This is a genomic window from Halobacillus andaensis, assembly GCF_014636475.1.
GTDB classification, from domain to species: domain Bacteria; phylum Bacillota; class Bacilli; order Bacillales; family Halobacillaceae; genus Halobacillus_A; species Halobacillus_A andaensis.
The window spans coordinates 770811-795860 of the sequence record NZ_BMEL01000001.1 but is presented as its reverse complement, the minus strand read 5'-3'; the positions used below and the strand labels follow the sequence as shown (position 1 = coordinate 795860).

Here is a 25050-nt window from a genome sequence, read left to right as displayed (position 1 = left end):
AAAGCATAAAAAATCCGAACTGATTTCTGCAGAATCGTTCGGATTTTTTATGTTAAAGAGAAATTACACATCGCTCCGTCACGCACCAGGTACCAGGCACCGAAATTCACACTTGGCACTTCGCTCTTTTAAAGCTTTTCGGTACCTAGTACCATTATGAGGTTCCAGCCTCTTTTTTTAATGGATTCGAACAGGAGGGCCGTATTCTTTCTTTAAATGCTTTATTCTTTGCACAGGGGGCAGCGGACTGAAATAAGCAGCTGTTGCCCGTTCTTCAGCATCAAGAAGTGTGCTTGTCAGCTGCTGAGGCTGCGCAATAATAGGGGTTTCTATATCTTTCTTGCGACGATTTAAATAAGCTTGTCCTGTTTGATTCATTCCCAGCAGACGAACATAAGGAATGTACTCTGATTCTAAATGGAGGGAAGCTTGTTGTTTCGTAAGTCCAGTTAGAAGGTGCGTACATAACCGCTGGAGTCGTGTCCAAGTATAGCGTTTTGTTTTCAAACGATGCATGAAATCAAAAAAGGAAGTGGACGATCGAATGGTTTGCTTTAACCGATACTCAAGTCCTTCATCCATCCCGTGTATATGTTTTAACTCTTCTGTAGGGGTTGTCATGATTTTATAATGCAATAAGTTAAAATAACTTTCCCAGTCATGCCACACTTTTGACTCGTTATAATAGGTGTTAAGCTCATCAACTGTCGACTGCGGAAGGGCTAAAGAAGCATGTTCTGTTACTTCTCGATTTGCTAGAAGTTCCTTTCGTATACTTGTAGCGCTTGCCATACGACCAGAGACATGGGTATCGTGATAGTTGCTCTCTATACGCTTAATGGTTAATGGCTCTATGGCAGATGCATAAGATTTTATTTGTTTCACGTAACTATAACCTAGAATATTATTAGGCGCGGCAAAATCAAAAGCTTCCACTGAAATACCTATCGTTTCATTAGCCAAACGAGCAGCATCTGGATAAGAAAGACCTTGATCTAATCCTTCTCTTAAAGAACTTTCATAATCCTCTAAACGCTCGTTTAGATTTTGATAAGCTTCTAAGAAAGGTGTAATCGCACCATTTTCACTTCCAAAACATATGGAATCTACTTGCAAAGCATTTAAGCTTAACACAGCCCCTTTACTGAAATAGTCGCTGTGTTGGACGGCAAATATGTAAGGCAGCTCAATCACAAGGTCTACTCCAGACTGTAAAGCCGCTTTTGTTCGGTGCCACTTATCAATAATGGCAGGTTCCCCCCGTTGAAGAAAATGTCCGCTCATAACCGCAATCATACAATCAGCTTTGGACTTTTCTTTACTTTCTTTAACATGATAGGCATGGCCGTTATGAAACGGGTTATACTCAACGATAATTCCACAGGCTTTCATTTCGTTAACCTCCTTGATTGATTAAGGGAAATTCGGTATGATAGGAGAACTGTATATATTCTGCTCTTCCTATTTTATCATGGCTTTTGTGCCTTGTAAGTTGAGAAACGAATTGTTTTCTAATAAAATAAGGAGTAGTCCTAGATCTTCAGATATCTGTAAAGAAAAAATATTGACAAATAGTTAAATTGCTTTTACAATAACTCTTGTTGCCATGAGGTGATAAAAATGAAATTTCCTCTACAGAAACTTAATCAATCTGGTGATGAACCGTTTAAGTTTGAAGAAGACGTCGACGTTCGTGAATTAGAGGATATGAAGAATGATATTCGTAAAATATCCCCTGTTCATGTGCAAGGGCAAGCTGTAAAGTACGGTGATGATATTACTGTTACCTTTACAGTGAAAGGTGAAATGATCCTGCCTTGTGCGCGAACATTAGTTGATGTACCTTATCCTTTTCAGTTAGAAGGACACGAACAATTTAATGTCTCTCCTTACTATGAGGAAGAAGGCGAAAGCGAAATTCATCCGGTTCGTGGAGAAGTTCTTGACTTAACGCCATATATCAAGGAAAATATTCTATTAGAGGTTCCAACCCGTGTATTTTCAGATGATCAAGAGGTTCAGGATCAAGCTCTTACAGAAGGTAAGGGTTGGCAAGTGATTACAGAAGAACCGGAGGAAGATAAAGTAGATCCTCGAATGGCTAAACTGCAATCATTATTAAATGAAAAAGAAAACAACGATTAAGGGAAAAGATTTCCTCTTGTCAAATAAAAGGAGGTGTACAACATGGCAGTACCTAAGCGTAAAACATCTAAAAAGGTTAAAAACCAACGTCGTACTCACAAAAAGCTACACGTACCTGGCATGGTAGAATGTTCAAACTGTGGGGAGTACTCAAAACCACACCATGTTTGCAAATCTTGTGGACAGTATAATGGAAAGCAAGTTATTGCTAAGTAAAAGAAGTATAATGAAGAGCCTGAATTCACGTTCAGGCTCTTTTTTACATTATACTCTGTTCAATGATACTGTTGATATTTCTATTTGGTGAGGGAATGGAATGCGGTAAGCCATTTCCGATGGATCAACACTAATGTCTAACACAGCCTTATATTACAAAAGAGAGGGGCGTACCCATTGGAACAGGTAGAGGTCAATTGGGATGAACGAGGAGTAGTTACCATCAAGTTAAATCGCAGCGAAAAAATGAATGCGATTACAAAAGTGATGGCCAAGGAGCTCCTGCAAGTGATCGTGGAAAGTAAGAATAACCCTAAGGTCAAATGCTTAGTGATAACAGGCGCAGGTAAGGAGGCGTTTTGTGCAGGAGGAGATTTAAGGGAATTACATGGAAATTTAAAAGAAAAGGAAGCCTATCAAATATTGCACCCTATGAAACAAGTCTTGTACGAGCTAGCAACCTTTCCATTGCCTACCTTTGCCTTATTAAATGGTCAAGCAAGAGGCGGTGGATGTGAAATTGCAACGGCTTGCGATTTTCGATATGGATTAGAGGATGGAGAATACGGGTTTATACAAGGAGGTTTAGGAATTACGCCTGGATGGGGCGGAGGAGAACTTCTATATAAAAGAATTCAGGCCGATAGAGCCGCTCATTGGTTGATGGAATCGAATATGTATTCAGCTGAAGAAGCCTATCGTATTGGATGGTTACATAAAATCGTGACGAGGGAGTCACTTGACACTCACCGTCTTCTTCTAGCCCCTTTCTTACAAAAATCTCACCGTCAGCTTAAAATATTTAAATCTCAATATCTTCATTCCTTATCGATGCACAATGTGTCGTCGCATATGGAGGAGGAGGTTAAGAATTGTGCCTCTCTATGGGAATCTGAGGAGCATATTCGAGCAGTAGAAAAATTCATTAGGACAAGAAAAAAGTCTTAAAGTATAGTCTATCAATCTTCGTGTTTGCATAACTATAAGCAAACCATAGAGGAGGGATAGAATGGACGCCCCTAGGCAGGATGCTTGGAAGAAGGAAGAAGATGAGTTATTAGCGGATACAGTGCTGCAATACATTAGAGAAGGCCACACGCAGCTGGAAGCTTTTCAAGAAGTGGCAAAACAACTGAATCGTACGCCGGCCGCGTGTGGGTTTAGGTGGAATGCCACAGTGAGAAAAAATTATCAAAAGGATATTCGGCAGGCTAAGCAAGAGAGGACACACCATCGGAATACGTTGGCGACTTCGACATTAGCAAAAAATACATCGATTTCATTAGATGATGCCATCCTTTTCTTAAAAGAAATGAAACAGCATTCTCACCATGATCAACAAGAGCTGCAAACAAAGTTATATCAGCTCAGCGAGGAAAATGTACGATTGAAAAATCAAATAAAACAGTGGGAAGAGGCCTGGTCTGAAATTGATAAATTGACCAATTGGGTGAAGGACAAATACCAAAGCTCTTCTTAATTTAAAAAGGCCCTACAGATTGTTGTAGAGGCCTTGTGTGTTTATCTATACTTCTCTTTCTTCCACTCCTGATGGAAGCCAGATTAATGGATTTTCTCCTAAATCACGTTCCACATCGTACATTGCTTTTTGGAAGCCCATCTTTTCCCAAAAGTTATGGGATTTTACACGCGGATTCGTTTTTATTGGCAGTTGAAAGCTCTTGGCGAAATCAACTAGAGCCTTCCCAAACCCTTGTCCTTGATAATCTGGTAACACTTCCAGTTTCCACAACTCTAAATAATCTTGAGGCGGCTGGAAATAGTGGTCATATTTTTTTGAAACACGATAGAGGCTCATTCTTGCTACTAAAGCGTTTCCAAAATAGATGCCAAAGAAAGGTGATTCACTATCATTCTCTACAATATTGCTTTGTAGATCTTCAAACATGGCTAATTCCTGGTGTCCATATTCTTTAAAACGTTTAAATTCCTCTAACGTCTTATAGTTAACTAGAAGAGGTTGAACTTTTACTTTTGTCATCATAAAACGAATTCCCCTTTCCTAAATCTTTCTCTCCTTTCATTATAATATAAAAATATTCAGAATGAAATGAACAATTACTTCCCTCAAAATTGTTCACCATCCAAATCGTAAAATTTGCTACAATAAGAAAAAAGAGCGAAGGGAAATGGGGGACGAGCATGAAGGTTGGCATTATAGGAGGGGGAGCAATTGGGCTGTTAGCAGCTGCTTACCTTTCGCAAAACCATACAGTTTCTGTTTTTGTAAAAAGCAATAACCAAAAACAGAAATTAAATAAATACGGGGTGAAGTGTGGAGCCTTGTGCGGAACGGTAGAAGCGTATAACAACCCAGAAAATCTAGAAATCCAAGACCTCCTTATAGTTACGGTTAAACAATATGATGTACATACCATAATAAAGCAGCTTCCTTCAAACGTGCCTTGTCTGTTTTTACAAAATGGGATGGCTCATCTTAATCTCTTAGAGGGGCTGCCTAATTCTTGTGCAGTAGGAGTTGTCGAGCATGGAGCAGTTAGAATGTCTGAATATGAAGTTCAGCATACAGGCCTGGGAATGATACATTTAGCTCACTTTAAAGGTCCGCTTGATGTTGCTGCTTTAACTGATAAACTCAGCGTGCATAATTTTAGGTTTACGTTTAAAGACGATTATTGGCTTATGCTTGCTGAAAAGCTTGTTATTAATACGGTTATTAATCCCTTAACGGCACTGTTTGGTGTGAAAAATAAATATGTAATCACCAATCCCTGCCTCTGCAGATTAGCAAAACAGCTATGTGCAGAAGCTTCTCAGACGTTAAACCTTTCATTTGAAGAGCAATGGGACCGAGTGAAGCAGATTGCAGAGAGAACAGGCGCAAATCAATCCTCTATGTTAAAAGATTTACTGGAACACCGACATACAGAAGTAGATGCGATTTGCGGCTTTATACTTCAACACTCCAAGGAAAAGTCACCCTACCATTCTTTTGTGGTGGATGCTATTCACGCATTAGAAATAAAAAATATAAAAGGAGAGGCGACATGAGTGATGTTCTTGTATCTGTAATAGCCTTTGTGTTAACAGCTCCATTTCTCTTTTTATTCGTGCTCTATTTCTGTACAAGAAAGTGGTACCGAAACAAAAAGAAGGCTGTTCATCAAACGGCTCAATTAATGGTCCCAGTGTTAGTTGCTGCTGTGCATACCTTGTTAATCGTATTATTTGGCCAAGGTTTTTTTGCATGGATTCTTGTATTCTTACTTTGCTTATTAGGTCTTGCTCTGATCGTCCAGTATAAGGTATCAGAAGAGATTCGTTTCTTTAAGGCGTTTAAAGGATTCCTGCGCTTAACGTTTTTATTGTTCATGTTTGTTTATATGGGGCTGGCGACTTACGGCATTGTAGACAGAGTATTCTTGTAATAAACAGATTAGGTGAACTTCTCACTATATTTCTGTACAATACATAATGGTACATACCAACCCATGGAATAGAAGGAGAAGTTTATAAATGCGTATTGATTCAATAAGCTTAGCGGATAAAAATCCACTTATTGCAGACTATAAATATCATTTTTCTAAAGTACAGGACAAATTTGACTACCACCCTCATGGGGAAAATACGTGGCTGGACCGTCTTAACCATATTGAATCTACTTCCTACGACCGAGACCTATTAGTCGATGAGCTCATAAGAATGAATGATCAGTATGGAGCAGGTGAAGCTACGTTCACGAATATTAATAAGTTAAAAGATAAACGTGCTTCAGTTGTGGTGGGCGGGCAACAAGCTGGCTTACTGACAGGTCCTCTTTATACTGTTCATAAAATTATATCTATTCTACAGCTGTCTCGACAGAAAGAGAAAGAAGTAGGAGCCCCGGTTGTTCCTATATTTTGGATTGCCGGGGAAGATCACGATTTTGCGGAAATCAACCATATCTTTATGAAGAAAAATGGGAACATGGAAAAAATCCAAGCAGATACAGATGTGAACGAAAAATCTTCAGTCTCTGACTTACCTTTTAATCAAAAGGACATTCAGCAATGGCTGACTTCTGTTTTTCATGAATTAAATGAAACGGAACATAGTGTAGACCTACTCCACCGCTTGGAAAGTATGCTCCGTACATCCAACAGTTACAGTGATTTCTTTGCCAAGCTTGTTCATCAATTGTTTCCTTCTGAGGGATTGATCTTATTAGATGCCCACGATCAAGAAATACGCAAATTAGAATCACAGTTCTTTTTAAAAATGATTGATGAAAATCAGGTCATAGCTGAAGGTGTTCATTCCTTAGAACAGAAAAATAAACAACAAGGTTATCCTCTATCTTTAGATAGTGAAATGGATGATGCTCATTTATTCTACCACCATGAAGGGGAACGGGTTTTATTAATAAGGGATGAAAACGGGGACTTTAAAGGTAAAAAAGAGGAAGTGTCTCTAACGAAAGAGCAGCTTCGTTCGATTGCTGAAAAAAAACCGTGGCTGTTAAGCAATAATGTGGTGACTCGCCCTTTAATGCAAGAATGTCTGCTGCCTGTGCTTGCTTTTGTAGGAGGCCCCGGTGAGATCAGCTACTGGTCAGCATTAAAGCCAGGTTTTGAGGCTTTACAATTAAAAATGCCTCCCGTCGTGCCGCGTCTTTCTTTTACAATGGTGGATCGAAAATCAGAACAACATATGCAGCGCCTCCAGTTAGACGAAAAGGAAGTCATTGAACACGGAACAGCCAGTAAAAAGCTTGCATGGCTGGCTTCTACTGGAACTCCTCCTATCAGAGATCTGTCAAAAGAAGTAAAAAAGGAAATGGAGATGATCCATCAGCCTTTACGAGAGAAAGCTGCCCAATTAAGTCCGGATGTGGCTGCTTTGGCTCAGAAGAACTGGGAGTACATTGAACAATCTGTTGAGTTCTTAGAGAAACGGATGATGCAAAGTATTGAAAACCAATACCAGGATCAGTTAGAAGTGTTTGACGAACTTCATGTCCTCCTTCACCCAAATGGTGGATTTCAAGAAAGAGTGTGGAGTGTCCTCCCATGGCTGAATGCATACGGTATTTCGCTGTTTGAACAGTTAAATTCACATGATTTGTCGTTTGAACACACCCATTATCTTGTGAAAGTGTGAGTTTCTCCCCCACGATCCCCCACCTGAAAAATATTTAAATAAAACGATGAAAATCCTGCCTTCGACGGCAGGATTTTTTTTATTTACAACGAATAATTAAATATGAGTGGTGAAAAGTGGAGTGATGTGGTAGGCTGAAATTAGAAAGTGGGGTAAACTCTATGTTCATGGGCGAATTTCAGCACAACATTGATACAAAGGGACGGATCATTGTTCCCTCTAAGTTCCGCGATGAGCTTCAAGATGGCTTTGTGCTCACGAGAGGTTTAGATCAATGTTTATTCGCCTACCCTATGAATGAATGGAAATTGCTCGAGGAAAAACTGAAAAAGCTTCCATTAACAAAAAAAGACGCTCGCGCTTTTACACGCTTCTTCTTTTCTGGAGCTGTTGAATGCGAAGTCGATAAACAAGGAAGGGTTAATATTCCTCCCCCACTTAGAAGTCATGCGAAGTTAGATAAGGAATGTGTCGTTATTGGAGTGTCTAACCGTATTGAGTTCTGGAGTAAAGATCTATGGGAAAATTATTTCGAAGAATCAGAGGAGTCTTTCTCTGAGATTGCTGAAAATATGTTAGATTTTGATATTTGATCGAGAGAGAAACGAGTGAGGATATGTTTGAACATTACAGTGTATTAAAATCAGAAACCATTAAGCAGCTACATATACAGTCAGATGGGATATATGTTGATTGCACGCTAGGTGGCGGAGGGCACTCAGAAGAAATAGCTTCTAGACTTGACCGCGGCCATTTGATAGCGTTTGATCAAGATATCCATGCACTAAATGCTGCTCGTGAACGCTTACAACCTTATGAAGATAAAATTACATTTATTCACGCTAATTTTAAACAGTTAGAAGAAAAGTTGGCGGAGCTAAATATTGAACACGTAGATGGAATTTTGTATGACTTAGGGGTCTCCAGTCCTCAGCTGGATGTTGCAGATCGAGGGTTCAGCTACCATAACGATGCGCCTCTTGATATGAGAATGAATCAATCGAGTGAGCTATCTGCCTGGCATGTCGTAAATGAATGGGCTTACGAAGATCTTGTAAGGATTTTCTTTAGATATGGAGAAGAGAAATTCTCCAAGCAAATTGCAAGAAAGATTGAAAACGCAAGAAAAGAAACAACTATAGAAACAACTGACCAACTAGTAGAACTTATTAAAGAAGGAATTCCAGCGCCGGCAAGGCGTAAAGGGGGTCATCCAGCAAAGCGAATTTTTCAAGCGATCCGTATTGCTGTAAACGATGAACTTGGCGCGTTTCAGGATACGCTCCATCAAGCTGCACGAGTCGTATCTGTCGAAGGTAGAATTGCCGTCATTACCTTTCATTCACTAGAGGACAGGCTGTGTAAGCAAGCGTTTAAGAAGTGGAGCACCAACCCTCCACTGCCAAAAAACATTCCAATGATTCCAGAAGAAAAACAACCTCCTTTCAAATTAGTTACTAGAAAGCCTATTATAGCGAACGATGAAGAATTAGATGATAACCGTAGATCAAGATCAGCGAAGTTAAGAGTCGTGGAAAAGATAAAACCATGGTCAGACTCATTTACATTTGAAGAAGGGTGGAAGCAAACATGAGTATAGAAAGAGCGAGAAAGCTTCAGCAGCCAATGGAGAAGCAGCAAGAACAGCAACAGGTCAAAGTTAAAGTTCAGAAGAAACAGTGGGTTAGTACCGGAGAGAAAGTTTTATACTCTATGGCCACAGGGCTGGTGGTTATTGCTTCTGTATTTATGGTGCAATTTTCTTCTACAACTGATACACTAAACCGTGACATTCAAAAAATGGAACAAAAAATTGGACAGCAGCAGTCGGTCAATGACAACCTGGCTTATGAAGCGAAAGAGTTAAGCAATCCGGATCGTATCTTGCAAATTGCTAAAGATAACGGACTTGAAATGCAAAATGCAGAAGTGAAACAAGCGGGTGTCGTTGGAAACTAACAGAAACAGGTGAATCTTTATGAAAAGCTCAAATACCCATAAAGGCGCCGCGGTTTTAATCTTACTATTCTCTGCGATTTTTTTAATTATTACGGGCCGGTTCTTGTATATTCAGTCCACCGCCGAAATTGAAGGCGTGAATTTAAATGAATGGGCAGAGGAAGCTCGTACGAGTTCGTATTCTTTAGATGCCGATCGAGGCAATATTTACGATAAAAATGGGATGTTATTAGCTTACGATCGACCTACATATAAACTATATGCGGTGGTCGATCCTGAATATTCCCGTTCAGAAGAGGAGCCAGAACATGTGACGAATCCGGAAGAAACGGCGTCTGTGTTGGCTCCTTTCTTGAATATGGAAGAGAATGAAATCGAGCAGCGAATAACCGAGGCGCAAGAGGACGGAAGGTTTCAAGTTGAATTTGGAAGCAATGGACGCGATTTATCTCAAGACGTGAAAGATGAAATTGAAGATCAAGAATTAAGCGGCATCAATTTTGAAGAAGAGTCTAAGCGGTACTATCCAAACGGTACATTTGCTTCTCACATTATTGGATTCGCTCGTACGGAAGACGGTCATATTACCGGAGTTACCGGTGTTGAAAAGCAAATGGAAGATTATTTACGTGAGAGCAAAGGTCAAATTTCTTATGAGCGAGATAAGTATGGTTCAAGACTGCTTGATCCTAATGAAATCTTACAAGAACCTGATCATGGGGAAGATGTTCATTTATCCATTGATCAGAAAATCCAGACGTTCTTAGAAGATGCGATGGCAACCGTGGATGAGCAATATGAACCTGCTAAAATTATGGCAGCAGTTATGGATCCTAAAACAGGAGAGGTAGTGGCTTTAGGCAATAGACCAAGCTATAATCCAAACGATTTGGGAGAGGTAGATAACTGGTATAACGATATAATCTCGGATTCTTTTGAACCAGGTTCAACGATGAAAATGTTCACATGGGCCGCAGCGATTGAAGAAGGTGTCTATAATGGCGAGGACAACTTTAAATCAGGATCCTATGAAGTTTCCGGAAGTACGATTCGTGACCATAACCGTGAAGGCTGGGGCGACATTTCCTACGATGAAGGTTTTGAACGTTCCTCTAACGTAGCTGCAGCAAAGCTGGGATACGACTTAGTAGGTCCAGAAAAATTCAGGGGTTATTTATCGGATTTCCATCTGGATGAAAAATCAGGCATTGATTTACCTAACGAAGGTGAAGGGCGCATATTATATGACTATGATATTGAAAAAGTAACGACTGCGTTTGGCCAGGGAACAACAACTACTCCATTACAATTAATGACCGCAGCGACGGCAATTGCGAATGATGGCAAAATGATGAGGCCTTACACTTTATCGAAAGTGACTTCTAGTGAGAATGGAGAAATTTTAAACGAGAAGGAACCCGAAGTCATTGATGAGCCTATATCAGAGGAGACAGCGAGTCAGATGAGAGATCTACTCGGACGTGTCGTTTCTGGGGAAAACGGTACAGGGGCTCCATTTGAATTAAATGACTATTCTTTGGGAGGAAAAACAGGAACTGCTCAAATTCCTAAAGAAGGCGGCGGCTACCTTACAGGGAAAGAAAATCATATTTTTTCTTTTCTAGGTATGGCCCCAGTGGAAGATCCTGAACTACTAATGTACGTGGCTGTGAAACAACCAAAACTAGACGTGACAGAAACAGGATCAGAACCAGTTTCCTTTATTTTGAAATCTGTAATGGAAAACAGCCTCCATTATCTTGATATTAACCCAGATCAAAATAATGACCATAAAGTAGAAGAGCATGAAATGAAAGATTATATAGGTGAAGATACAGTTAAGGTTGAGAAGGATTTGAAGAAAGACTTTAGTCAAGTTACTGTGGTTGGAGATGGAGATGAAGTAACTGAAACGTTACCACAACAAGGAACGACGTTGTTAAGTGATCAGCGGATCATCATTATAACCGATGAGCCGAAGATGCCTGATATTACTGGTTGGTCTTTACGAGATGTGCAAAAGCTTGCCGAGCACTTTGACTTAAAAGTAGAAACGATGGGTGATGGTTACGTGGACCAGCAAAGTATAAAAGAAGGTTCAAATATTAAGGAAGAAGGTTATTTGGTAGTAGAGCTCTCTACACCTGAATAAACAGCTTAAGGCAGTGTTCTAATCGTTTTCAGATTGCATATAGTGATACAAGCCTACTCTATCGATTTTTTAAAGGGGTTATGGATATGAGAAGAGTATCACAGGTAATCGTAAGAAAGCGATTAGTCGCTGTTTTTTTTGTGGCTTTACTTATTTTTACTGTTATTGTAGGAAGGTTAGGGTATGTTCAATTCGTTCTCAGTGATTTTCTAGTGGAGCGAGCCGAGCAGTCATGGGGCAGAGATATAACGTTTGAGCCTGAACGGGGAAAAATCATGGACACGAACGGAGAAGTTTTAGTTGGTAATCAATCAGCTCCAACTGTTATGGTCGTACCAAGACAAATTAAAGAACCAGAAAAAACCGCTGAGCAATTAGCGGATATTTTACAAATGAGTGTTGAAAAAGCGTATTCACACGTAACGAAGCAAGTTTCTATTGAAAAGCTGCATCCTGAAGGACGGAAGATTTCTGAAGACAAAGCTGATGCCATTCAAATGTTAGATTTACCAGGCGTTTACATTGCTGAAGACTCTGAGAGATATTATCCAAATGGAGCTTTTTTATCTCATGTGCTTGGTTTTAGTGGGATTGATAACCAAGGATTACTAGGGTTAGAGTCGTATTATGATGAGGAGTTGAAAGGGGAACAAGGCGCTCTATCTTTTTTCTCGGATGCAAAAGGAAAGCGTATGCCCGACATAGCAGATACATACACTCCTCCAGTGGATGGAAAGGATTTACAGTTAACGATTGATTACAACGTTCAATCCATTGTTGAACGCGAATTGGACATGGCGGAAGCTAAGTATAATCCTGATGGTGCGATAGCCATTGCGGTTGACCCTAAGACGGGAAAAGTAAAAGCGATGGCTTCTCGACCAAACTTTCATCCCAGCCAATATCAAGATGTTGAAGCTTCCATATATAATCGAAACTTGCCAGTATGGAGCACCTATGAGCCAGGATCGACATTTAAAATTATTACGCTCGCGGCTGCGCTTGAAGAAGGGTTAGTCAATTTAGAGGACGAGCACTTTCATGACTCTGGCTCTGTTAAAGTGGGAGGAGCCACGCTTCATTGCTGGAAGAGCGGCGGCCATGGAGATCAGACTTATTTAGAGGTTGTACAAAATTCATGTAACCCAGGCTTCGTCCAATTAGGAGAACGTTTAGGGAAAGATAAATTGTTTGAATATATTAAACGGTTTGGTTTTGGGCAGAAAACAGGGATTGACCTAGAAGGAGAAGGAAGCGGGATTTTGTTCCAGCCTGAACAAATAGGACCTGTAGAACAAGCGACCACGGCATTTGGTCAAGGTGTATCGGTTACTCCCATTCAGCAAGTAATGGCCGTAGCTGCAGCTGTGAATGGCGGTTACTATTATGAGCCATACGTACAAGAGGCGTGGCTTGATCCCGTAAGCGGGGAAGTGCTGGAGGAAAAAGAACCGAATATGATGAAAAGGGTCATTTCTGAAGAAACCTCTGCGGAAGTACGTAAATCGTTAGAAAGTGTTGTGGCAAAAGGAACAGGTCGAAGCGCCTATGTAGAAGGGTATAGAGTCGGAGGGAAAACCGGAACAGCTCAAAAAGTAGGAGAAGATGGAAAATACATGAGTAACAACCACATTGTTTCATTTATTGGTTTTGCTCCAGCTGATGATCCTGAGCTTGTCGTTTACCTTGCGATCGATAATCCTAAAGGTACTGTTCAATTTGGGGGAGTTGTGGCTGCCCCGATTGTAGGTTCGATTATGGAAGACAGTTTACGGTCTTTAGGAGTAAAACCGCGTAAGGACGGTCTAGATAAAGAGTATGCGTGGCCAGATGAACCCCTGGTGGAAGTCCCGGATGTGACTGGAATGAAGAGAAAAGAAATTAGGGAAGTGCTTACTACACTGCATGTAGAATCAAGTGGTGAAGGAGATGAAGTAGTAGCACAAGCTCCAAAAGCAGGCGTGAAAGTACCTAGTGATTCAACCATTCGATTGTATTTTAATGATGATTGACTTTTCTAAATTTAGGAGAATACCATACACTTTTACGATTTTTTGCTATAATGAAAAAGAATGTGGACAGTTAGGATGGTATGAATGAATATTACAAAATTACTTGAATCAATCCCTTATTATAAAACCAATCAAAGCATTGATGAACTTGAGATCAACGGAGTATCGATGGATTCGCGCTCTATTGATTTAGGTGATGTTTTTGTATGTATTATTGGAAGTGAATCCGACGGGCACGATTTCGTGCACGCCGCCATAGACCAAGGCGCAGCTCTCATTATAGCGCAGCGAGAATTGGATGTGGATTTTCCTGTTGTTACCGTAAATGATACGACAAAAGCGTTAGCTATGATTGCGTCAACTTTTTACAATTATCCGACGGAACAGGTTCATACCATAGGTGTTACTGGTACAAATGGCAAGACAACCATTACGTATTTGCTGGATGAAATCTTTACGTTAAACAATCATACGACGGCCACGATTGGAACCATACAAATGAATATAGCAGGACAGACGTATCCAGTTAAAAATACAACGCCAGATGCTTTGTCTCTGCAGCAAAGCTTTAATCAAATGCTGAACCATGGAGTAGATACAGCAATTATGGAAGTATCTTCCCACGCACTGGACCAAGGTCGGGTATATGGCTGTGACTTTAATGTGGCTATTTTCACAAATTTAACTCAAGACCACTTAGATTATCACGAAAGTATGGACGATTATCTTCGGGCTAAGTCCCTATTGTTTGCTCAGTTAGGGAACGGGTATAATATGGAACGGGAAAAATTCGCAATCATAAATCAGGATTCGCCGTTCGCTCATAAATTAATTCGTTCCACCGCTCAGCCAACATTAACATACGGCATTCATTCTGAAGCGGATATCACTGCAAAACAAATATCCCTTCACGAAAAAGGAAGTTCTTTTGTCTTATCAACTCCTAATGGTGAGGTTTCCATAGAGAGTCCTTTAATGGGAATGTTTAGTGTTTATAATATGTTAGCTTCTGCTGGAGCGGCTATTGTGTCCGGGGTGGATCTCGCTGTCATCCAACAATCGTTTAAGCAGACAAAAGGTGTGCGTGGACGTTTTGAACCTGTACTTGAAGGTCAGTCATTTGGTGTTGTCGTCGATTACGCTCATACACCCGACTCATTAGAAAATGTTCTAAATACAATGCAAGAATTTTGCAAGAGTAAAATTCGTGTAGTAGTAGGCTGTGGTGGTGACCGCGACCGTACAAAACGCCCGTTAATGGCTGATGTTGCAATGAAATATGCGGATCAGGCCATTTTCACGTCTGATAATCCACGAACAGAAGATCCTGAAGTCATTCTTAACGATATGACCTCTCATTTAGATGGGGATTTCATCGTGGAAGAGAACAGAAGAAAAGCGATTGATATTGCCATTACTAACTCTGAGCAGGGAGATATGGTTTTAATTGCAGGCAAAGGACATGAAACGTATCAAGAAATTAATGGAGTCCGCCATGATTTCGATGATCGCGAAGTAGCGAGGGATATATTATTGAAGGTTAAGGGGAGTCAGATGTAATGTTTAAGGTAAAGGAATTAGCTTCATATTTTCCTAACGGAAGGGGAGCGACTCAAGACTCCATACAAATTCGTGAAGTCATGACAGATACTCGCGTAGAAAAGAAACAAAGCCTTTTCGTTCCACTTGTTGGTGAAAATCATGATGCTCACCGCTTTTTAATGAATGCGATAAAAATGGGAGCAGTAGCAGCTCTTTGGCAAGAAGATCACGAATTACCAAAGGAAATTCCCACCGAGTTTCCTGTATTTTTCGTCGAGGATACTCTCCGGGCATTGCAGGAGACATCCTCGTTTTATTTGCGTAAAGTAAATCCAGTTGTCGTTGGAATTACGGGCTCAAATGGAAAAACGACGACGAAAGATCTAACAGCTTCGGTACTACAAGTGAAATATCGAACACATAAGACAGCAGGGAACTTTAACAATCATGTAGGCATGCCGCTGACGATTTTATCAATGCCTTTAGATACGGAAGTCGCTGTTCTAGAAATGGGCATGAGTCAAGCAGGAGAGATTTCTTTATTATCTAAATTAGCTCAGCCTCGACACGTCATGATCACCAATATTGGAGAATCTCATATTGAATATTTAGGTTCTCGTGAGGGGATTGCTAAAGCAAAGCTGGAAATTCTAGATGGATGGCAGCAGGGAAGCTTTATTTTTGATGGAGATGAAGAGTTGTTGAGAAAATATCATCAAACTCCTCAGGCTTTTGCATGTGGGTTTCAGTCTTCCTCAGATGTGGTGATCAACGATATCGTACTAGAAGAAAACCGCAGTTTGTTTACGATTGATGAAGATCTATACGAGCTGTCGATGTCTGGTAAACACAATGTTAAAAACGCCTCATATGTGGTCACTCTAGCTAAAGAACTGGGTCTTACGGTTAAAGAGATACAAACGGGTTTAAAACAATTGCAAATGTCTGGGATGCGTTTTGAGAAACATATGGGCTTAAATGGTGCCTTAATTATTAATGATGCGTACAATGCATCTCCCACTTCGATGAAAGCAACCATTGAAATTATTTTAGAGTTGAAGTCTAAGTCTAAAAAAATACTTATATTAGGTGATATGTTTGAGCTCGGTGCTCATGCTGATCAGCTGCATAAAGAAGTTTCAACGGCCATTACTGAAGAAATTTCTGCTGTCTACACGGTTGGAGAGCATGCCGCTCAAATCATTGAAGGTATGAAGGAAAGAAACTTAGACATTGAAACAAAGCATTTCAAAGATAAAGATTCGTTGAGTCATCACGTTCAACAACAACTAAATTCTGATACGGTCGTTTTACTTAAGGCTTCAAGAGGTATGAAACTAGAAGTCCTGTTAAATGATCTATTGGATGAGTGAAGACGACAACGAAGGAGGAAAATTAAATGAACGACTATATCTTATTACTAACCATGGCACTATCATTCATACTCACAGTCGTTATTTCGCCAATTATTATCCCCTTTTTAAGGCGACTTAAATTTGGCCAAAGTATACGAGATGAAGGGCCGAAATCTCACCAGAAGAAATCTGGCACACCTACAATGGGCGGAGTTATGATCTTAATCTCTATCGCAATCACTACGATTGTCTCTTCCTTTTGGTATATTTCAGAACCGAGTCAAGTACATATCTTTATCGTTTTATTTGTACTGATAGGATACGGTTTACTTGGATTCTTAGATGATTATATTAAAGTAGCTTTAAAGAGAAACCTTGGTTTAACATCAAAGCAGAAAATGCTTGGCCAAGTGATTATTGCCATAGTAGTGTATTTCATATTACAACAAAACGGATTCTCTACCTATATTGAGATTCCAGGAACAGCGATAGAATTGGAGCTGGGCTTCGGCTATGCGTTACTCATTTTAGTTATGCTCGTAGGCGGCTCTAACGCCGTAAACTTAACGGATGGACTGGATGGGTTACTAGCTGGAACAGCAGCTATCGCGTTTGGTGCTTTTGGTATTCTAGCCTGGATCACGGGTGGAAATATGGAAGTCGCTGTTTTCTGCCTGGCTGTTGTCGGAGCATTATTAGGATTTCTTGTCTTTAATGCTCACCCCGCGAAAGTATTTATGGGAGACACAGGTTCATTAGCTTTAGGTGGAGCGATTGCTGTCGTTGCTATATTGACAAAGCTGGAATTGCTGCTCGTTATTATCGGAGGAATCTTTGTTATCGAAACTCTGTCAGTTATTCTTCAAGTGGCTTCGTTTAAGACGACGGGAAAACGAATTTTCAGAATGAGTCCGCTTCATCATCACTACGAATTAAAAGGATGGTCAGAATGGAGAGTAGTGACCACATTCTGGGCTGTAGGATTTATTTTCGCTTTTCTTGGGGTATATATTGAGGTGATGTTTGGATGAAACAACTAAACACGAATGCTTTTCCTTACACTAAGGTCTTTGTCTTAGGATTAGCGAAAAGTGGTTCAGCAGCAGCTCATCTGTTGTTAGACAGTGGGCTCGATGTAACGGTCAATGACTTAAAGGCAGATGAAAACAGTGCGGATATTACAGAGTTAAAAGATAAAGGGGCTTATGTGGTGACGGGGAGTCACCCCCTTCATCTCCTGGATGATATAGAATTAGTTGTGAAAAACCCGGGAATTCCTTATGAGAATCCGATGATCAAAGAAGCAGAAAAGCGAAGAATCCCTATCGTTACGGAAGTAGAACTGGCTGGTCAGCTTCACGAAGGCAATCTTATCGGTGTGACGGGATCTAATGGAAAGACGACGACCACTACGCTTATTTATGAGTTCATGAAAGAAAATCAGTCGCCGGTTAAAATCGCTGGAAATATAGGTGAAGTTTCATGTGAGGTGGCTCGTACGACCAGTGAAGATGAAACGATGGTCGTTGAATTATCTTCTTTTCAACTTCTAGGAATTGAGAAGTTTTCTCCTCATATTGCAGTTCTGCTTAACCTATTTGAAGCCCATTTAGATTATCACCATAGTTTAGAAAATTATCATGCAGCCAAAGCCAATATTGTTAAAAATCAAAGTGCTGAAGATTACTTTGTTTATAACGCGGATGATCCGGCTATCGTTTCCTATCTTAAGTCAGCACCATCCCGGCTCGTTCCTTTTTCAATTAAAAAGAAAGTGGATGGAAGCTGGAGAGATGAAGAAGCTATTTACTTTAAAGAAGAAAAAATTATGGATCGAAAAGATATTGTGTTAGTAGGCGAGCATAATTTATCTAACATTTTAGCTGCCATAGCAGCTGCTAAATTAAGCGACGTTTCCAATGAAGCGATTAGGAGAGTACTTACTACCTTTAAAGGTGTCGAACATCGCATGGAATTCGTAACGAAAAAACACCAGATTTATTTTTACAATGACTCAAAAGCGACCAACATATTGGCAACAACGAATGCGCTGAAAGCATTTGATCAGCCAGTTGTTCTGTTAGCAGGTGGACTTGATCGTGGAAATGAATTTGATGAATTGATAGATCCTCTGGTCAACGTAAAGGCACTCGTCGTGTTCGGTGAAACAGCACAGAAGATTGCAGATGCTGGGAAGAAAGCAGGCATCTCATCGATTGCATTTGCAGAGACGATGAATGAGGCTGTAAAAGCGGCTTATTCATTTGCTGAGTCAGAAGAGGTCATTCTACTTTCTCCGGCATGTGCTAGCTGGGATCAATATAAGACATTCGAAGAAAGAGGTCATATGTTTAAAGAAGCTGTGCATAAGCTGTAATAAGGGCTTATGTACAAGCATTTAAGCCCTGGTTTCCAAATGGGAGGTAGGGCTTTTTTATGCGCTCAAATGAACAAAAGCCAGATGTATGGTTAATCATTTCAATCTTATGCTTGCTGGTCATAGGAATTGTAATGGTTTATAGCTCCTCAAGTATATGGTCCGAATACAAATTTAATGATTCCTGGTTTTATGCTAAACGACAAATTCTTTTTGCCTCTTTAGGTCTCATTGCCATGTTTACTTTATCCAAAATTCCTTATTTTGTATGGTACAAGCACGCAAAACTAATTGTAGCCGTATGTCTGTTGTTTCTAATTCTTGTTTTAATTCCAGGGGTTGGAATGGTTCGTGGTGGAGCAAGAAGCTGGATTGGCATTGGAATGTTCAGCATTCAGCCGTCCGAATTTATGAAATTAGGATTAATCATTTTTTTAGCGAAGTTTTTATCGATCAGACAAAAAAGAATCGTCTCATTTCAAGAAGGCTTCCTGCCAGGTTTAGCTATTATTCTCGTGCCCTTTGCCCTCATCATGCTGCAGCCTGATCTAGGTACGGGAGTAGTAATGGTAGGTACATGTTTAGTGATGATGTTTGTAGCCGGAGCTCGAATTGCCCACTTTATGTTAATTGTAGCGGGCGGGGTAGCTGGTATGGTAGGACTAATTGCTTCAGCGCCTTATCGAATTCAGCGAATTACGGCTTTTCTTCATCCTTGGGAAGACCCGTTAGGTAGTGGATTTCAAATTATTCAATCCTTATATGCGATCGGACCTGGAGGATTATTGGGTCTCGGATTAGGGAAGAGCATGCAGAAGTTTTTTTATTTACCTGAACCGCAAACCGACTTTATTTATTCTGTACTCGCTGAAGAACTGGGTTTTCTTGGAGGCTCGTTCGTTTTAGTCCTTTTCTTTATCCTATTGTGGAGAGGAGTTCGTGCCAGCCTGCATGCGTCTGACTTGTTTGGAAGCCTACTAGGACTGGGGATTGTCGGAATGATTTCTATTCAAGTAATGATAAACGTGAGTGTAGTAACTGGATTAATCCCAGTTACGGGCATTACACTGCCTCTAATTAGCTATGGGGGCTCCTCTCTGACTCTTACATTAGCGGCACTAGGCTTATTGCTGAGTGTCAGTCGATATTCGAATGAACCTTAACCGCACTAGAAATGGTGCGGTTTTTACTAGCTTGTAGAGAAACCAATGATGTGCCTCCTCGGACTTTTTTGCGAAACAACTGAAAAAGTCCTTTCTAATCTAAAAGAGCTGTTAAAGTTTGTAGTTGAATCTCACGAATCGCTTATCGGTGGATGCTTGCCGCGGGCACGGCCTCAGCTAACTTGGTCAAGAAGTTCATTTGACCTAGTGGATCTTCGGCTCGCGCTGTTCCCGCGACGCACCGGACGTGCTAGTGTCGATGTTGGCCACAGGACGTGGCCGGTTTTAATCGACCAGGCGTCACCACCGAACGCTCATCGTGGCGTCAACAGAGATCAATCTACAAACTCATTCGTATGTTCAATTATCTACTCCTAAAACCATCTATACGTTGTCTGGCGTGGAGAGGGGAAAAAGCCCGTTGTGATAAAAGGAGAGGAAAAAGAAACGACTCCGGTAGGACGGGCAAACAGGAGAAGTGAAGCAACTCTATTGCAGCGAGGGAGCATAAGGGGTACCAGGTACCGAAAAGCTGTAAAAGAGCGAAGTACCAAGTGTGAATTTCGGTACCTGGTACCCGGTGACGATTTAATGCTTTATTTAGATTTTCCCAGCCTGACTTATTTTGGTTTAAAGGAGGTTTAAACGTGGTAATACAATTTAGGTTGTTAGTAACCATGCGTCCATCTTTTGGCCTCGAAAATAAACGGAATAATCCTATAAAACAATTAGATTCTCTTACATAATTAGGTGATTAGATATGATATAATGGGAGATATGTAGAGGGCTGAATAAAATGCTCTATTTTTTATAAGAATGGAAATGGCAGCAAGGAGAAATGCGAATCATGCCAGAAAAAAAAGTTGTTTCCATAGAGGATCGAATACCGAAGCTAAAACAAATTCGAAAGAAAAAGGCAAACCGAAGATTAACCCAATATTTATCAATTTTATTTCTACTCATATCCATTGTCGTTTATTTACAATCACCGTTAAGCCACGTAAGTAAGGTTGAAATAGAAGGGAACCGATTTGTAAACGAGGACGAGGTGAAGGAGTTATCAGGAGTCACAACGTCGACAAATATTTGGCAGGTAGATCCAGCAGAAATTGAGAAAAAAGTTTCTGAACATTCTCAAGTTATGGGAGTTAGTGTAAAAAGGAATCTCCCCAGCACGATTGTGGTTGAAATTGAAGAAGCTGAACGTATCGGTTACATACAATCAGAGGGTCAATTTCAACCCATTTTAGAAAATGGTGAAAAATTAGATTCTACTGGTGAGTTACCTGGTGGAGATGCGCCTATATTAAAAGAATTTAGCGAATCTACTTATTTAGAAGAGATGTCGAAACAGTTAAAGGATTTACCTCAAAGTATTTCCAGTCTCATATCAGAAATCCATTATACTCCTAATGATGAGAATCCTTATTTAATTACCCTTTATATGAATGATGGCTTTGAAGTACAAGCTTCGATCCGGACGTTTTCTGAGAAAATTACGGCCTATCCTTCCATAGCCTCTCAAATTGAAGAAGGACAAAGAGGAATCATCCATATTGATGTGGGGGCTTACTTTGAAGCTTATCCTGATTCAGAAGATGAAGAAGATGAAAACGCTGAAGACGGAGAAGGTGAAGAAGAGAACCAGGAAATCGATCTAGAGGCTGATGAAGAAGGAGAAGAAGTGGATGAGGAACAGGGTGAGTAAACTGATGCTCTCTATGCTCTTACTATTTTCTGGTTTTCTCATTACTTTTACTTATCATCAGTCAAGTTCGTCTCCAAAGATGGTTCAATTAAATGAAGATGCAGAATGGCCAGAAGAATTTGAGTTCCAACAGCAATTACTTGAATTAGAAAAAAGCAATAAACAATTGAGAGAAGAATTACAGCGTAAACGTACGGAAGTGGTGAACCTTGAAGACGAAATCGCTAATTCTGAGAAGACAGTCAGCGATTATGTAAATAAAAAGAAACAGCTTCAACTGCTTGCTGGCGAACTTTCGGTTGAAGGTGAGGGAGTATCTGTACAACTACAAGATGCAGCCTATATACCAGAGGACGGCCAAGTGAACGATTATATCGTACATGAAACCCATGTATTCGAAGTCATTAATGAATTGTTAAGTGCTGGTGCAAAAGCAGTTTCTGTAAATGGACAGCGTCTTCATAGTGACAGCTACATTTCTTGTACAGGCCCCGTCATTACAGTAGATGGCGTTCAGCATCCAGCTCCGTTTGTCATCGAAGCGATTGGAAATCCAGATGTACTTCAGTCCAGCCTGGAACTAACTGGAGGGATTGAAGAACGACTGCAAGAGGATCATGTGGATGTGGATATAAATGTAGAAAGAGTATCCATTGATGCTCGTTCGACTTTAGAAGGAAGAGCATCATGAAAAATAAGTGGAGTTGGGTAAATGGCATTATTTTTTTAGCGATTGGATTTCTAGTGGCTATACAAATGGATTCTCCAAGAGATCATGCTAATGAAATAGAAGAATACAACGGCAAAGATGAATGGGAAGTGCGCGAAGGATTAATCGCAGAACAGGAAATTCAACAAGGATTGTTAGACAGCATTAAAGAGACGGATCAAACACTCTCTGATTATGAAGAGCAAGGTAAAAGACAACAAATTCGCACCTTAAAAAGTTCGATAGAGAAATTAGAAGAAGAGCTCGGGTTGAGTGAGGCAAGCGGGGCAGGCGTCACCATGACAATATCTCCTATCTTCTTTGAAAACGAGGATGGGGCAGACGTATACCCTAGTTTGTCTCCATTAATGCTCAGTCACTTGATTAATGAAATGAATACGTTCGGAGCTAAAGATATTGCGGTTGAAAATGAACGCTATACCCTCATTACTCCCATCCGGAATGTAAATGGCGAGACCTACATGAACAATCGCCCCGTCCCTTCTTTACCTCTTAAAATCAAAGCTATTGCTGAAGACCCAGAGGCACTGAAAAGTTATTTAGATGGCAGTCAAATCATTCAAGTTCTTGCTATAGAAGATATGGACGTGGAAATTCAAGTGAACGAGGAAGTAACACTGCCTCCGTATAAAGATCCGTTAAATTTAAAAGATTTAACAGAAAGCACCGCAGAAAAGGCAGGAGAATCATAATGTGGCTTCCTATTATTTTTTTAATGATTGGGTTATTACTGGGCTTTATGACAGATGTCGCCGTTCCAGATGCCTATTCTCATTATTTGGCTGTTGTTGTTTTAGCTGGATTTGATACACTTTTAGGAGGAGCAAGAGCTCACTTGGAAAAACAATTTAGTGATAAAGCTTTTATTGGCGGATTTCTCCTGAATGTGGTGTTTGCTTCTAGTCTCGTCTTCCTAGGAAGACAATTGGGAGTTGAGTTGTATTTGGCAGCTGTATTCGCGCTTGGTGTGCGTATGTTTAACAATTTAGGCCGCCTTCGTCGAATCTTGATCGACGAAAAGAAGATATTCCAGTAAATTCAAAAAAGTGAAAAGAAATTAAAGGAAATTTTAATTCATTGTGGAAAACAAATTATATACAAGTTATTCCAGTAGTGAAAACGCTCGTTTACGGTGTTTATCAATTCATTTACGTTTATATTGCAAAGATTGTTTTTTTGTAGTAAAAACGATATGATTTTAAGTACTTATATGGCTTGTAACAGGAGGTGCGTCACTGGTGAATGAAAATGAAGTTTTAGTAAGTTTAGATATAGGTACAAGCAGAATCAAAGTCATTATTGGTGAAATCATGAATGATTCTTTAAATATAATCGGCGTGGGTTCAGCTAAGTCAAATGGCATGAAAAAAGGTGCGATCGTAGATATCGATCAAACCGTTCAATCGATAAAGTCAGCAGTTGAACAAGCAGAGCGAATGGTAGATATGAAAATCGAACGTGTCGTGGTAGGGGTAAATGGAAATCATGTCCAATTGCAGCCTTGTCACGGGGTAGTGGCTGTATCCGCGGAAAATAGAGAAATTGGTGACGAAGATATCGCTAGAGTCATCGATGCCGCTCAAGTCGTATCTGTACCGCCAGAGCGAGAAATCGTCGATGTAATTCCTGAACAATTTATTGTGGATGGGCAAGATGAAATTACAGATCCCCGCGGAATGATCGGGGTGCGCTTGGAAATGGAAGGCATGATCATTACTTGCGCTAGGACAGTGTTACATAACACGTTAAAATGTGTTGAAAGAGCAGGCTTAGAAGTATTGGACGTTTGCCTGCAGCCGCTAGCGGCCGGGACTGTTTCTCTTTCTAATGATGAAACAAATCTTGGTGTTGCACTAGTAGATGTTGGTGGAGGGTCGACCACGGTATCCATCTTTGAAGAGGGATATCTCAAAGGGACAAGTCTTCTTCCATATGGCGGCGATAATATAACGAAAGACCTATCTATAGGATTGAGAACGTCAACAGAAGAAGCAGAGAACATTAAACTTGAATACGGGCATGCCTTTTTTGATGATGCGAGTGAAGAAGAAACATTTTCTGTCACAATTATCGGAAGTAATCGTCAACAATCGTTCAATCAGTTGCAAATCTCTGATATGATTGAGGCAAGGCTTGAAGAAATTTTTGTTTTTGCGGCTAAAGAACTACAGCGTATGGGAGTTCAAGATTTACCAGGAGGATTTGTACTGACTGGTGGAGCAATGAATATGCCTGGTGTACTAGAATTAGCACAGGATGTCTTCCATTCCAATGTAAGGTTAGCCATTCCAGACTATTTAGGTGTACGAGAACCACAGTACACAAGTGGTGTTGGAATATTGCAATTTGCTTACCGTAATGCGAAAATACAAGGAAAAGAATTATTCCCAGCAGTATCGACTCAGTATGATCAGCCTGCTCCTCAGAAGCAGAAGCGAGTTTCTAAACAACAATCAAAAGAACAGAATAGTAAGCCAAAGGAGAAAAAAGAATCAGGCTTTTCTAATTTATTAAAGTATTTCTTTGATTAAAAATGAAACCCTTTATAAACGAACAGTCGATCATGA

24 protein-coding genes are annotated in these 25050 nt (G+C 40.3%); 22 read left to right on the top strand and 2 right to left on the bottom strand.

The features are described 5' to 3' along the window. Nucleotides 1-177 precede the first annotated feature (177 nt). Nucleotides 178-1392 carry a nucleotidyltransferase gene (locus IEV27_RS04110; RefSeq protein WP_188376179.1) on the bottom strand — a complete coding sequence of 405 codons (1215 nt, stop codon included), beginning with the start codon at nt 1390-1392 and terminating at the stop codon, nt 178-180. Nucleotides 1393-1620: 228 nt separating this feature from the next. Here IEV27_RS04110 and IEV27_RS04105 point away from each other — a divergent pair, with 228 nt between their 5' ends. The 4 genes from IEV27_RS04105 (at nt 1621) to IEV27_RS04090 (ending at nt 3841) form a co-directional block, all read left to right on the top strand. Beyond that, nucleotides 1621-2145, top strand: a complete 525-nt coding sequence (locus IEV27_RS04105) for a YceD family protein (protein ID WP_188376178.1) — start codon at nt 1621-1623, stop codon at nt 2143-2145. 42 nt (nt 2146-2187) lie between these two features. Continuing rightward, entirely contained in the window at nt 2188-2361 is a 174-nt protein-coding gene (rpmF, locus tag IEV27_RS04100) for a 50S ribosomal protein L32 (RefSeq protein WP_188376177.1), read from the top strand. Between the two features lie 177 nt (nt 2362-2538). Beyond that, nucleotides 2539-3309: an enoyl-CoA hydratase/isomerase family protein gene (locus IEV27_RS04095; protein WP_188376176.1), complete on the top strand. Its 771-nt coding sequence runs from the start codon at nt 2539-2541 to the stop codon at nt 3307-3309. A gap of 61 nt (nt 3310-3370) precedes the next feature. Then, the gene (locus tag IEV27_RS04090) at nt 3371-3841 is read left to right on the top strand and encodes an RsfA family transcriptional regulator (protein ID WP_188376175.1); all 471 of its coding nucleotides are present in this window, start codon (nt 3371-3373) and stop codon (nt 3839-3841) included. A 45-nt stretch (nt 3842-3886) separates the two neighbouring features. Here the strand turns inward: IEV27_RS04090 and IEV27_RS04085 are convergent, their stop codons facing one another. Next, entirely contained in the window at nt 3887-4363 is a 477-nt protein-coding gene (locus IEV27_RS04085; protein WP_188376802.1) for an N-acetyltransferase, read from the bottom strand. A 161-nt stretch (nt 4364-4524) separates the two neighbouring features. Between IEV27_RS04085 and IEV27_RS04080 the strand changes: the two genes are divergently transcribed. The 18 genes from IEV27_RS04080 to ftsA all read left to right on the top strand — a co-directional run bounded on the left by IEV27_RS04080 (nt 4525) and on the right by ftsA (nt 25014). Beyond that, entirely contained in the window at nt 4525-5394 is an 870-nt protein-coding gene (locus tag IEV27_RS04080) for a ketopantoate reductase family protein (protein WP_188376174.1), read from the top strand. Then, nucleotides 5391-5771 carry a DUF3397 domain-containing protein gene (locus IEV27_RS04075; protein ID WP_188376173.1) on the top strand — a complete coding sequence of 127 codons (381 nt, stop codon included), beginning with the start codon at nt 5391-5393 and terminating at the stop codon, nt 5769-5771. The genes IEV27_RS04080 and IEV27_RS04075 overlap by 4 nt, the downstream gene beginning before the upstream one ends. A gap of 88 nt (nt 5772-5859) precedes the next feature. After that, on the top strand, nt 5860-7485 hold the full coding sequence (gene bshC, locus IEV27_RS04070; protein WP_188376172.1) for a bacillithiol biosynthesis cysteine-adding enzyme BshC: 1626 nt from the start codon (nt 5860-5862) through the stop codon (nt 7483-7485). 161 nt (nt 7486-7646) lie between these two features. Next, nucleotides 7647-8078 (top strand): division/cell wall cluster transcriptional repressor MraZ, encoded by a 432-nt coding sequence (gene mraZ, locus IEV27_RS04065; RefSeq protein WP_188376171.1) that lies wholly within the window; start codon nt 7647-7649, stop codon nt 8076-8078. Nucleotides 8079-8101: 23 nt separating this feature from the next. Beyond that, the gene (rsmH, locus tag IEV27_RS04060; protein ID WP_188376170.1) at nt 8102-9079 is read left to right on the top strand and encodes a 16S rRNA (cytosine(1402)-N(4))-methyltransferase RsmH; all 978 of its coding nucleotides are present in this window, start codon (nt 8102-8104) and stop codon (nt 9077-9079) included. Next, entirely contained in the window at nt 9076-9444 is a 369-nt protein-coding gene (gene ftsL / locus IEV27_RS04055; protein WP_188376169.1) for a cell division protein FtsL, read from the top strand. The genes rsmH and ftsL overlap by 4 nt, the downstream gene beginning before the upstream one ends. Before the next feature lie 19 nt (nt 9445-9463). Then, nucleotides 9464-11596, top strand: coding sequence for a penicillin-binding protein (locus tag IEV27_RS04050; protein WP_188376168.1), 2133 nt, complete (start codon nt 9464-9466; stop codon nt 11594-11596). Nucleotides 11597-11682: 86 nt separating this feature from the next. Beyond that, the gene (locus tag IEV27_RS04045; RefSeq protein ID WP_188376167.1) at nt 11683-13608 is read left to right on the top strand and encodes a stage V sporulation protein D; all 1926 of its coding nucleotides are present in this window, start codon (nt 11683-11685) and stop codon (nt 13606-13608) included. An 84-nt stretch (nt 13609-13692) separates the two neighbouring features. Further along, nucleotides 13693-15168 (top strand): UDP-N-acetylmuramoyl-L-alanyl-D-glutamate--2,6-diaminopimelate ligase, encoded by a 1476-nt coding sequence (locus IEV27_RS04040; RefSeq protein WP_188376166.1) that lies wholly within the window; start codon nt 13693-13695, stop codon nt 15166-15168. Further along, nucleotides 15168-16523, top strand: coding sequence for a UDP-N-acetylmuramoyl-tripeptide--D-alanyl-D-alanine ligase (locus IEV27_RS04035; RefSeq protein ID WP_188376165.1), 1356 nt, complete (start codon nt 15168-15170; stop codon nt 16521-16523). The genes IEV27_RS04040 and IEV27_RS04035 overlap by 1 nt, the downstream gene beginning before the upstream one ends. A gap of 26 nt (nt 16524-16549) precedes the next feature. Further along, on the top strand, nt 16550-17536 hold the full coding sequence (gene mraY, locus IEV27_RS04030; RefSeq protein ID WP_188376164.1) for a phospho-N-acetylmuramoyl-pentapeptide-transferase: 987 nt from the start codon (nt 16550-16552) through the stop codon (nt 17534-17536). Continuing rightward, complete coding sequence (gene murD, locus IEV27_RS04025) at nt 17533-18882, top strand: UDP-N-acetylmuramoyl-L-alanine--D-glutamate ligase (protein WP_188376163.1); 1350 nt, start codon at nt 17533-17535, stop codon at nt 18880-18882. The genes mraY and murD overlap by 4 nt, the downstream gene beginning before the upstream one ends. A gap of 59 nt (nt 18883-18941) precedes the next feature. Next, nucleotides 18942-20045 (top strand): stage V sporulation protein E, encoded by a 1104-nt coding sequence (spoVE, locus tag IEV27_RS04020; protein WP_188376162.1) that lies wholly within the window; start codon nt 18942-18944, stop codon nt 20043-20045. Between the two features lie 847 nt (nt 20046-20892). Beyond that, nucleotides 20893-21753 (top strand): cell division protein FtsQ/DivIB, encoded by an 861-nt coding sequence (locus tag IEV27_RS04015; protein WP_188376161.1) that lies wholly within the window; start codon nt 20893-20895, stop codon nt 21751-21753. After that, complete coding sequence (locus IEV27_RS04010; RefSeq protein ID WP_188376160.1) at nt 21746-22444, top strand: DUF881 domain-containing protein; 699 nt, start codon at nt 21746-21748, stop codon at nt 22442-22444. The genes IEV27_RS04015 and IEV27_RS04010 overlap by 8 nt, the downstream gene beginning before the upstream one ends. After that, nucleotides 22441-23175: a DUF881 domain-containing protein gene (locus IEV27_RS04005; protein WP_188376159.1), complete on the top strand. Its 735-nt coding sequence runs from the start codon at nt 22441-22443 to the stop codon at nt 23173-23175. The genes IEV27_RS04010 and IEV27_RS04005 overlap by 4 nt, the downstream gene beginning before the upstream one ends. Next, a complete protein-coding gene (locus IEV27_RS04000) occupies nt 23175-23519 on the top strand; it encodes a small basic family protein (RefSeq protein WP_188376158.1) in 345 nt (114 codons plus the stop codon). The genes IEV27_RS04005 and IEV27_RS04000 overlap by 1 nt, the downstream gene beginning before the upstream one ends. Nucleotides 23520-23721: 202 nt before the next feature. Further along, nucleotides 23722-25014 (top strand): cell division protein FtsA, encoded by a 1293-nt coding sequence (gene ftsA / locus IEV27_RS03995; RefSeq protein ID WP_188376157.1) that lies wholly within the window; start codon nt 23722-23724, stop codon nt 25012-25014. Nucleotides 25015-25050 lie beyond the last annotated feature (36 nt).

What these genes read in the sequence shown, in the direction of transcription:
- IEV27_RS04110 (WP_188376179.1), bottom strand. Translation starts at nt 1,392, where the DNA reads ATGAAAGCCTGTGGAATTATCGTTGAGTATAACCCGTTTCATAACGGC.
- IEV27_RS04105 (WP_188376178.1), top strand. Translation starts at nt 1,621, where the DNA reads ATGAAATTTCCTCTACAGAAACTTAATCAATCTGGTGATGAACCGTTT.
- rpmF (WP_188376177.1), top strand. Translation starts at nt 2,188, where the DNA reads ATGGCAGTACCTAAGCGTAAAACATCTAAAAAGGTTAAAAACCAACGT.
- IEV27_RS04090 (WP_188376175.1), top strand. Translation starts at nt 3,371, where the DNA reads ATGGACGCCCCTAGGCAGGATGCTTGGAAGAAGGAAGAAGATGAGTTA.
- IEV27_RS04085 (WP_188376802.1), bottom strand. Translation starts at nt 4,363, where the DNA reads ATGACAAAAGTAAAAGTTCAACCTCTTCTAGTTAACTATAAGACGTTA.
- IEV27_RS04080 (WP_188376174.1), top strand. Translation starts at nt 4,525, where the DNA reads ATGAAGGTTGGCATTATAGGAGGGGGAGCAATTGGGCTGTTAGCAGCT.
- IEV27_RS04075 (WP_188376173.1), top strand. Translation starts at nt 5,391, where the DNA reads ATGAGTGATGTTCTTGTATCTGTAATAGCCTTTGTGTTAACAGCTCCA.
- bshC (WP_188376172.1), top strand. Translation starts at nt 5,860, where the DNA reads ATGCGTATTGATTCAATAAGCTTAGCGGATAAAAATCCACTTATTGCA.
- mraZ (WP_188376171.1), top strand. Translation starts at nt 7,647, where the DNA reads ATGTTCATGGGCGAATTTCAGCACAACATTGATACAAAGGGACGGATC.
- rsmH (WP_188376170.1), top strand. Translation starts at nt 8,102, where the DNA reads ATGTTTGAACATTACAGTGTATTAAAATCAGAAACCATTAAGCAGCTA.
- ftsL (WP_188376169.1), top strand. Translation starts at nt 9,076, where the DNA reads ATGAGTATAGAAAGAGCGAGAAAGCTTCAGCAGCCAATGGAGAAGCAG.
- IEV27_RS04050 (WP_188376168.1), top strand. Translation starts at nt 9,464, where the DNA reads ATGAAAAGCTCAAATACCCATAAAGGCGCCGCGGTTTTAATCTTACTA.
- IEV27_RS04045 (WP_188376167.1), top strand. Translation starts at nt 11,683, where the DNA reads ATGAGAAGAGTATCACAGGTAATCGTAAGAAAGCGATTAGTCGCTGTT.
- IEV27_RS04040 (WP_188376166.1), top strand. Translation starts at nt 13,693, where the DNA reads ATGAATATTACAAAATTACTTGAATCAATCCCTTATTATAAAACCAAT.
- IEV27_RS04035 (WP_188376165.1), top strand. Translation starts at nt 15,168, where the DNA reads ATGTTTAAGGTAAAGGAATTAGCTTCATATTTTCCTAACGGAAGGGGA.
- mraY (WP_188376164.1), top strand. Translation starts at nt 16,550, where the DNA reads ATGAACGACTATATCTTATTACTAACCATGGCACTATCATTCATACTC.
- murD (WP_188376163.1), top strand. Translation starts at nt 17,533, where the DNA reads ATGAAACAACTAAACACGAATGCTTTTCCTTACACTAAGGTCTTTGTC.
- spoVE (WP_188376162.1), top strand. Translation starts at nt 18,942, where the DNA reads ATGCGCTCAAATGAACAAAAGCCAGATGTATGGTTAATCATTTCAATC.
- IEV27_RS04015 (WP_188376161.1), top strand. Translation starts at nt 20,893, where the DNA reads ATGCCAGAAAAAAAAGTTGTTTCCATAGAGGATCGAATACCGAAGCTA.
- IEV27_RS04005 (WP_188376159.1), top strand. Translation starts at nt 22,441, where the DNA reads ATGAAAAATAAGTGGAGTTGGGTAAATGGCATTATTTTTTTAGCGATT.
- IEV27_RS04000 (WP_188376158.1), top strand. Translation starts at nt 23,175, where the DNA reads ATGTGGCTTCCTATTATTTTTTTAATGATTGGGTTATTACTGGGCTTT.